At 73.5% G+C, this 4,714-nt stretch carries 6 protein-coding genes; 5 read left to right on the top strand and 1 reads right to left on the bottom strand.

Annotated features, from left to right (window positions below; genetic code table 11):
* The 4 genes from AOK22_RS40470 to AOK22_RS36855 form a co-directional block, all read left to right on the top strand.
* Positions 1-135 (top strand): SDR family oxidoreductase (locus AOK22_RS40470; RefSeq protein WP_157872407.1); only part of this gene is annotated, 135 nt, incomplete at its 5' end.
* Between the two features lie 71 nt (positions 136-206).
* Positions 207-1,190: an aldo/keto reductase gene (locus tag AOK22_RS36865; RefSeq protein ID WP_244165260.1), complete on the top strand. Its 984-nt coding sequence runs from the start codon at positions 207-209 to the stop codon at positions 1,188-1,190.
* Complete coding sequence (locus tag AOK22_RS36860; RefSeq protein WP_055703023.1) at positions 1,187-1,501, top strand: L-rhamnose mutarotase; 315 nt, start codon at positions 1,187-1,189, stop codon at positions 1,499-1,501. Before AOK22_RS36865 ends, AOK22_RS36860 begins: the two co-directional genes overlap by 4 nt.
* Positions 1,498-2,391 carry an amidohydrolase family protein gene (locus tag AOK22_RS36855; RefSeq protein WP_055703022.1) on the top strand — a complete coding sequence of 298 codons (894 nt, stop codon included), beginning with the start codon at positions 1,498-1,500 and terminating at the stop codon, positions 2,389-2,391. Before AOK22_RS36860 ends, AOK22_RS36855 begins: the two co-directional genes overlap by 4 nt.
* On the opposite strand, the gene AOK22_RS36850 is transcribed toward AOK22_RS36855, so the two are convergent.
* Positions 2,379-3,806, bottom strand: a complete 1,428-nt coding sequence (locus tag AOK22_RS36850; protein WP_055703021.1) for a lipase maturation factor family protein — start codon at positions 3,804-3,806, stop codon at positions 2,379-2,381. The two genes, AOK22_RS36855 and AOK22_RS36850, sit on opposite strands and share 13 nt — an antisense overlap.
* Before the next feature lie 121 nt (positions 3,807-3,927).
* Here AOK22_RS36850 and AOK22_RS36845 point away from each other — a divergent pair.
* A partial coding sequence (locus tag AOK22_RS36845) for a DUF6777 domain-containing protein (RefSeq protein ID WP_341845641.1) occupies positions 3,928-4,714 on the top strand: 787 nt, incomplete at its 3' end.

Here is a 4,714-nt window from a genome sequence, read left to right as displayed (position 1 = left end):
CGGCTCGTCGGCGCCGACGAGGTCGCGGGCGCCATCGCCTATCTCGCGAGCCCCCTCTCCGGTGCCACCACCGGCACCGCGCTGGCCGTCGACGGCGGCATGCAGGGCCTGCGGCTGCGGCCGGTGGGCCGGTGAACGCCCTGGCGCGGCGCCCCCTGGGACCCGGCGGCGTCGAGGTGACCGAGCTGTCCTTCGGCGCCGCCGGCATGGGCAACCTCTACGCGCCGATCACCGACGAGGCCGCCGCCACCGCCCTCGACCACGCCTGGCAGGCGGGCATCCGCTACTTCGACACGGCCCCGCACTACGGCCTCGGCCTGTCCGAGCGCCGCCTGGGCGAGGCGCTGCGCGGCCGGGACCGCTCCTCGTACGTCATCTCCACGAAGGTGGGACGCCTCCTGGAGCCCGCCGACGAGATCAGCGGCGACGACCTCGCCGACGGCGGCTTCGCGGTGCCGCGCACGCACCGCAGGATCTGGGACTTCAGCGCGGACGGCATACGCCGCTCCCTCGAGTCCAGCCTCACCCGGCTCGGCACCGACCGCGTCGACGTCGTCTTCCTGCACGACCCGGACCACCACGAGGAGGAGGCCTTCCGCGAGGGCTATCCGGCCCTGGAGAAGCTGCGTTCCGAAGGCGTCGTCGGCGCGATCGGCGCGGGCATGAACCAGGCGGAGATGCTGACCCGCTTCGTCCGCGACACCGACGTCGACGCCGTGCTCTGCGCGGGCCGCTACACCCTCCTCGATCATCAGGCGCTCACCGGACTGCTGCCCGCGGCGAGTGAGCGGGGCGCGTCGATCGTCATCGGCGGCGTCTTCAACTCCGGGCTGCTCGCCGACCCCAGACCGGGGGCCCGCTTCGACTACGTCGAGGCGCCGCCCGAAGTCCTCGCCCGCGCCCGCGCACTGCGGACCCTGGCCGAGCGGCACGGCACGACGCTGCGCGCCGCCGCGCTGGCCTTCCCCTTCGGCCATCCGGCCGTGGCCAGCGTGTTGGTCGGGGTCCGCGCTCCCGGGCAGGTCACGGACGCGGCGGCGCAGTTCGCGGCGCGGGTGCCGGACGACTTCTGGCGGGAGGCGCGGGCGGAGGGGCTGCTGCCGGCCGAGGTGCCCGTGCCGTGGGCACGGGCCCGGGGATCCGCGGGGTCCGCCGGGTCCGGCGCGTCCCCCGGGGAGGAGCGCCCGTGAGGATCGCCCTGCACACCAAGGTCCGCGCCGACCGCGTCGAGGAGTACGACGCGGCCCACCGGGAGGTCCCCGCCGGGCTCACCGCGGCGATCCGCGCGGCGGGCGCCACCTCCTGGACGATCTGGCGCAGCGGTACCGACCTCTTCCACGTCCTGGAGTGCGAGGACTACGGCCGGATGCTCGCCGAACTGGAGAAGCTGCCGGTGAACATCGCCTGGCAGGCGCGCATGGCCGAGCTCCTGGACGTCGTCCACGACTACTCCGCCGAGGGCGCCGACGCGGGGCTGCCGGTCGTGTGGGAGCTGCCGTGACGGGGGCCGCCGCGACAGCGGCCGCCGGGACCGGGGGAGTTCCGGACAGCCCCGTCGTCGACGCCCACCACCACGTCTGGGACCTGTCCGTGCGTGATCAGGCCTGGATCACCGGCGAGGCGCTCGCGCCGATCCGGCGGAACTTCTCCCTGGCCGACCTCGCGCCCGAGGCCCGCGCGGCGGGGGTCGGCGCCACGATCCTCGTGCAGACGGTGACCGTTCCCGAGGAGACGCCCGAGTTCCTGGCCCTCGCGGCGGACAGCGACCTCGTCGCGGGCGTCGTCGGCTGGGTCGACCTCACCCGTCCGGACGTCGCCGACACGCTGGCCCGGCTCCGTGAACTGCCGGGCGGGCGGCACCTGGTGGGCATCCGGCACCAGGTGCAGGGCGAGCCCGACCCGGAGTGGCTGCTGCGCCCGGACGTCCGCCGGGGTCTTGCCGCACTCGCCGCCGCGGACCTCGCGTACGACCTCGTGGTCCTGCCCCACCAGCTGCCCGCCTGCGCCAAGGCGGCGGCGGAGCTGCCCGGACTCACCTTCGTGCTCGACCACATGGGCAAGCCGCCGATCGCGACGGGCGCCCTCGAACCCTGGGCGTCGGCGGTCCGGGCGCTCGCCGCCCGCCCCAACACGGTCTGCAAGCTGTCCGGCATGGTCACCGAGGCCGATCACCGGACGTGGACGGTGGACGACCTGCGGCCGTACGCGGAGACCGTCCTCGACGCCTTCGGCCCCCGGCGGCTGATGTTCGGCTCCGACTGGCCCGTCAGCACGCTCGCCGCGACGTACGGCGAAGTCCTGGACGCCGCGCGGCTGTTGACGCAGTCGCTGGACACGGCGGAGCGGGGTGAGGTGTTCGGCGGCACGGCCCGCCGCGTCTACCGCCGCTGAGCGGGCGGCGCGAGCCGGGTCGGCGCCAGGAACTCCCGCACATGGGTCCGCTCCCAGCAGGCGCCCGTCGCACGCAGCTCGCGCCAGGTGGTGTACCGGTAGCGGTACAGCCTGGCGCGGATGAACACGGGCGGGGCCCCGGGAGGGAACGGCGAGCTCCGCAGCAGCCGCAGCGTGTCGCGGTCCCCGTCGAGCAGGCGCTCCACGAGCGGCCCGAACCACGGTCTGGCGTACGCGGGGGAGAGTGCCGCGAACCACATCATCCAGTCGAGCCGCAGGTGGTAGGGCGCGAACTGGCGCGGCCACCGCCGTACGTCGCCCGGCTTGCCCTTGAACTCGTAGGCACGCCAGTCGGAGTCCTCGCGCGCCACCGGGTCCGCCGTGCCCTCGACGACGATCTCCTGGCGGACCCGGCTGACGCTGCCGAACGCGCCGTACGCGTTGACCAGGTGCAGCGGGTCGTACGAGCGGTTCATGACCTGCCGCCGGGACAGCAGATTGCGCACCGGCCGGTAGCTGAGCGTCAGCAGCAGCGCGCAGACCGCGGTGACCACCGCCTCGTACCAGAGCGGTGCCGCCGGGTAGCCGGGCTCCGCCTGCCAGGCGGAGAGGTCGAGGGCGGACACGGCGAGGGCGACGGTGAGCCAGTTCAGCCAGGAGAAGTTGCCGGAGAGCACCAGCCACAGCTGCGTCACGATCATCAGGCAGGCGGCGCCGGTCGCGACCGGCTGCGGCGTGAACAGCAGGATGGGAACGGCGAGTTGGGTGACGTGGTTGGTGCCGGTCTCCACCCGGTGCAGGGGCTTGGGCAGATGGTGGAAGAACCAGCTCAGCGGCCCCGGCATCGGCTGCGTCTCGTGGTGGAAGTACAGGCAGGTGAGCCGGCGCCAGCAGGCGTCCCCGCGCATCTTGATCAGCCCGGCGCCGAACTCCACGCGGAAGAGCACCCAGCGCAGCAGGAACAGTACGAGCACGGGCGGTGCGACCCGGTCGTTGCCGAGGAGGACCGCGAGGAAGCCCACTTCCAGGAGCAGTGACTCCCAGCCGAAGCCGTACCACGTCTGCCCCACGTTCACGACCGAGAGATAGAGCGCCCAGGGCAGCAGCCACAGCAGCATCGCGCCCCACAGCGGCAGCAGACCGTCCGCCCCGGCGAGCAGCGCCACCGCGATCGCGCAGCCCGACCAGGCGCAGAGCGCGAAGAACCGGTCGGAGTAGTGGAGTTGGAACACGCTCGGGGCCCGCCGGAACGGCATGCGCGCGACGTACCGGGGCACGGGCAGCATTCCACGCTCCCCGATGAGCGCGCGGAACTGCAGGGCGGCTCCCAGGAACGCCACGAGGTAGACGGCGGCCAGTGCCCGCTGGAAGATCAGCCGGCTCAGCCCGTACGCGTCCGCCGTGAACCACTGCACCCCTCCATTGTGACGCTCGGTGAGTGCCGTCGGCTTGCGCACCCGTCCCCGCGCCCGCAGACAATGATCGGAACGCCCCGGAACAAAGGGGGCAAACAGTACGGCGACGGCGGGAGAACCGGTGCGCGCACCCACCAGGACCCATGTGACGGCCTTCGCGATGGCGGCGGCCCTCGGGCTCGCGGGCTGCTCCGGCGGCGGTGACAAGGACACCGCCGACGGCGGCCGTGAACTGTTCATGCAGCCGGTCGCCGCACAGGGCCCCGATCCCTTCACCGACTCGACGGCGAAGACCACCGCGACCCCGCCGCCCGTCACCCGTTCGCCGCAGCCGTCGCCCACCGGGTCCGCGACCCCGCAGGGCACCCGCTCCATCGCGGGCGGCACTCCCGGTCTGTACGGCGGCACCCACTCCGTCGGCAGCTGCGACGTCGGTCAGCAGGTGCGCTTCCTGACCGCCGACCAGGCCAAGGCCCGTGCCTTCGCGCAGGCGTCGGGCATCGATCAGGCGGCGATCCCGAGCTTTCTGCGGGGGCTGACCCCCGTCGTGCTGCGGGCCGACACCCGCGTCACCAACCACGGCTTCCGCGACGGCTCGGCGACGAGCTTCCAGTCCGTCCTTCAGGCCGGCACGGCCGTCCTGGTCGACGACCGGGGACTGCCGAGGGTCCGCTGCGCGTGCGGCAACCCGTTGAAGCCGCCGGTCGCCTTCCAGGGCACGCCCCGGCACAACGGCCGGTCGTGGAGCGGCTATCAGCCCACGCGGGTCGTCGTGGTGACCCCGGCCCCGCAGCCGATCATCAACATCACCATCGTGAACATCGTCGACAACACCTGGATCGAGCGGAAGATCGGCGACGAGGACGCCGACCAGGACCGCGCGACCAAGCCGCCGGTGCCGCCCACCC

Source organism: Streptomyces silaceus (assembly GCF_001419745.1).
GTDB lineage: Bacteria > Actinomycetota > Actinomycetes > Streptomycetales > Streptomycetaceae > Streptomyces > Streptomyces silaceus.
Note: the sequence above shows the minus strand (reverse complement) of the source record. Positions and strands in the feature narration are given on the sequence as shown.